Annotated in this window: 3 protein-coding genes and 1 pseudogene; all 4 read right to left on the bottom strand. The window is 60.0% G+C overall.

Annotation, left to right across the window (positions count from 1 at the left end):
- A partial coding sequence (locus NUW23_15605; protein MCR4427581.1) for a type I restriction-modification system subunit M N-terminal domain-containing protein occupies positions 1-458 on the bottom strand: 458 nt, incomplete at its 3' end.
- A gap of 16 nt (positions 459-474) precedes the next feature.
- A pseudogene (locus NUW23_15600) lies at positions 475-861 on the bottom strand (SAM-dependent methyltransferase).
- Between the two features lie 235 nt (positions 862-1,096).
- A complete protein-coding gene (locus tag NUW23_15595; GenBank protein MCR4427580.1) occupies positions 1,097-1,657 on the bottom strand; it encodes a DUF421 domain-containing protein in 561 nt (186 codons plus the stop codon).
- 567 nt (positions 1,658-2,224) lie between these two features.
- Positions 2,225-2,782 carry a hypothetical protein gene (locus NUW23_15590; GenBank protein ID MCR4427579.1) on the bottom strand — a complete coding sequence of 186 codons (558 nt, stop codon included), beginning with the start codon at positions 2,780-2,782 and terminating at the stop codon, positions 2,225-2,227.
- Positions 2,783-3,367: the final 585 nt, after the last annotated feature.

Here is a 3,367-nt window from a genome sequence, read left to right as displayed (position 1 = left end):
ATCGTCGGGTTGTCGACCTTGTCCGGATGCAGGTCCACGTTCTTGAAGCGCTCGAGTACCTTGAAGAGCAGTCCGGCCTCGTCGAGTTTGCTGGTCGTGTTATCGAAGTCGAAGCGCTCCAGCACTTCGCGCATGTTGGGGCTGAACCCCGCGATATAGTTCCGGAGGTTGGCGGCGAGGTGCGGCGCATCGGCTAGGAGCTTCTCGAAATCGTAGCGCGAGGTGTTGTAGAAGGCGAAGCCCGATGCCCTGCGCAGTTGCGGGTCGAGGTTTTCGAGCATGCCCTTGAAGCGCGCCTGCGTTTCCAGCACCTTCTCCTTGGTAGGTGCCAACACGCAGTCCAGGCGCCGCAGCACCGTAAGCGGCAGGATCACGTCCTGATACTTGCCGCGCTTAAAGGTGTCGCGAATAAGGTCTGCAACACCCCAGATGAAGCTGACGATCTCGCTGTGGTTCATCGGTCGCAACTCCCTGCTATGGGCTAGGTATCATTCTCTTTCCTACCGGCGGCGCGCCATGCCGCCGCCGCTTGTCACTGCGCAGCCACTCGGCGCCTCGGTCGCTGATGTTCAAGGGCAGTTTGGCGAGGATGTGGTCGGCATTGAGGTTGCGGAAGCGGTCGTTGTGGAAGGTATCACCCTGGCCAATCTGGTCCTCGATACCGCAGATGGAGAGGTTCATCTTGGCCGATCGCCAGGTCGTACAATTCAACTCCTAGCCACAGACAAGATGTCGCCCCGGGGCCTTGCCTCCGTTGCCGTTTCCGGTGGCATGGGCTTGGATGAACCTGACTAACTGAACCAACATGCCGCCTGAACCACAGTAGGGGTCATAGACACGGCCGTTGAATGACTCGAGCATCTCGACCAGCCGGCGAACGACGGCGGGCTGTCCGGCCTGCGCCCTGAGGCGCGCTCAGCTTCGAGCGAGGCGTGCTGTCCCTCACTTTCAGCATAAGCGAACTCACTGCGAATTGCTGCTTATGCTGCCGCGCAGTGTTCCAGTGAAACGCTGACTTGTCCTTTCTTGGCATGATTCGCTAGGCCACCTTTGATTCCTGCCGGGTATCGGATAACAGCGTCCAACTCTGCTTTGGTCAGGATGCAGCGCCCACGAAGTAGCGTGCCCGGGAGTAGTGGTAGACAGCCATTGGAGGAAGCTGGGCATTGATTGGGGACACATAGAGCTCCCCCTGTGTGTTTGTCATTGCCAGGAATACCTGATCCGGGCCCGAGTATCCATTTGACTTGAGTTCTCGAATAAGCCAGTCCTCGGTCAGGTGAAGACTTGCGAGTTCCTTGCGCTGAACCTGTCCTTCGATCACCACCGGAGTCGCTAATCCCTTGTACTGAGTGGATAGGCCCAGATCCTTCGGCGTCACAGGGAGGTTCTGGTTCTTGTCGAGTACGCTCAGATTTCCTGAGGGCTCAAGTACAGCGAATTCCACTTCGGACAGGTCAAAGACGTCCTTTTCCCTTAGGCGGCTTAAGAGGTTGTCCACAGTGTACCTGTTTCTGAACAGGTTGGACTTGATTATGGTCCCGTTCTGTACGAGCACTGCCGGGCTGTGTGTGAGGAGTCGCTCGAGGACTCGGGTTCTTATGAATGCCTGCGATACAATGAAGTGTATCAATCCCAGGCCGACTGAGGGCTCCATAATCCACCCAAACCCCCCTGATCCTCTCTGGTCCACGGGCTCAGTATTCCAGTGAGGAGGCGGGCAAATGCAGAACAGCGCGTGAAACCTCTCCCACAATACCACAGACGATTGACAAAAGGTGCGTGGAGAGCGTCAATCGACTGGAATTCTGTTACCCTCCTGGGAGCCAATCCGTCTAAGAAAATGTCGCCCCCTCGTGATCGTTGTTCCGTTGGCCGCCTGGGCACTATGCACGGGTTCACGGCCGGGCCAGAGCTATCAAGGACTTGCAGAAAACCGTGTGCGCCGAGCTTCGCTCGCAACCCCGGCATCTTCAGTTGAAGGCCGGCGGTGTCGCGGCTCAGTCCATTGGGGCGGCGCCGTGAGCCGGGGCGGCGGAGTAGGCCCACTGGCGCGTGGCCCCGAAGAGCGTGGTGCGTAGCTCGAGCGGAGAGGTCCCCATACGGGTAGCCGGTTAATAGCAAGTGTCCCAGTTCGCGGTTGACGAGCTCTAGGGGCTCATCGCAGGCTTCGCCCTGCTAGACGCCGTTTGGTCTTGCAGACCCGCCCGAGCCCCGCCCTTGTCTAGAGCCGCGCGCAGCTCAAGGTAGCTACGAGTAGCCGCCTTGCAGCTATCGGCGTTGCAGGCCCGGCAGCGGACGATACCTGCCAGAACCATGCAATGTATCGAAGCAGGCACGTCGTGACCACTCCTCGAAACCTCATTAACCAATCGTGGCACTGGACCGCAAGGCGTTTTGCGTTTCTCCGATGATGTATTGGGTCGGTGCTTGCCGAGTCTTCTCGGTAACCCCGGGCCCGCGACGGCGTTGTCCATGTCAGCCCCAGGCTCCGCTTTTCCGGAGGCGGCCAGCGCCCGATTCCGCGCTCCACGCACACTCGAGCCCCGGGCGCGATCCGGTCCCGCATGATCTCGTCGAACCCGACTCGGGATTCGCCCGGCACGAGCTCAGCTGCGACATTCCCGAACCGGTCGAGGGTAAACAGAACATAGACCCTCTCTGAGCGGGGGCTGACAGACGGGATCTGCCGGGGTCCTGGCCTTCGGCCCGTTGCGTGGGCACGCCGCGCCTCCGGGGATCCCTTGTAACACTTGAGGATGAGAAGCTGATGCGTCTCCACGATCCCGGAGAGCGTGGTACGTACGTAGGCTCCGGCGAGCTTGGAGACGACCTTGTGCCTTCATGCGAGCGCGGTGTTCTTGTAGATGCCTAAGTGCCTTGCAGCCTCCCGCACTGGGACGCCTTCCATGCCTCCCAAGGACCATCAACCACTAATTGGGACAGCCCCTACATAGTGGGTACCGAGTGGCATACAGGATGGTGGGGGCTGGACTGGCCGGGTGGGTCTGCCTTCGGCCTGCACCGGCATGGGCGGGCGTCGGCCTGTGAGCCATTTGGTGGCTCCCGTCCGGCCGCCGCCCGCTCGGGTACGACGTTGACTTCGCCTTGGGCGGCACTGGCAATTGCGGCTGTCCTCGATCGTGCGGCGGCTCGCGCGGCTGTAATCTGCTCTTGACGAGCATGCAGCATTACGTACACCGTCTCGTCCAGACCTTCCGGGTCAGGATAATGCTTCCCTTCCCCGTGGATGACATGATCTCAGTCGTGTTACGGGGTGACAATATCACAGACGCGTAGCACAACAGCCGCGGGCGGTGTAATCTTAGAGTAGGGTGCGGGAAGGGGAAGAAGGGGGGAAAGAAGA

This window comes from Bacillota bacterium, from assembly GCA_024655925.1.
In the GTDB taxonomy this organism is placed as follows: domain Bacteria; phylum Bacillota; class DTU025; order DTU025; family JANLFS01; genus JANLFS01.
The sequence above is the reverse complement of the archived record's forward strand: the minus strand, read 5'-3'. Positions and strand labels throughout refer to the sequence as shown.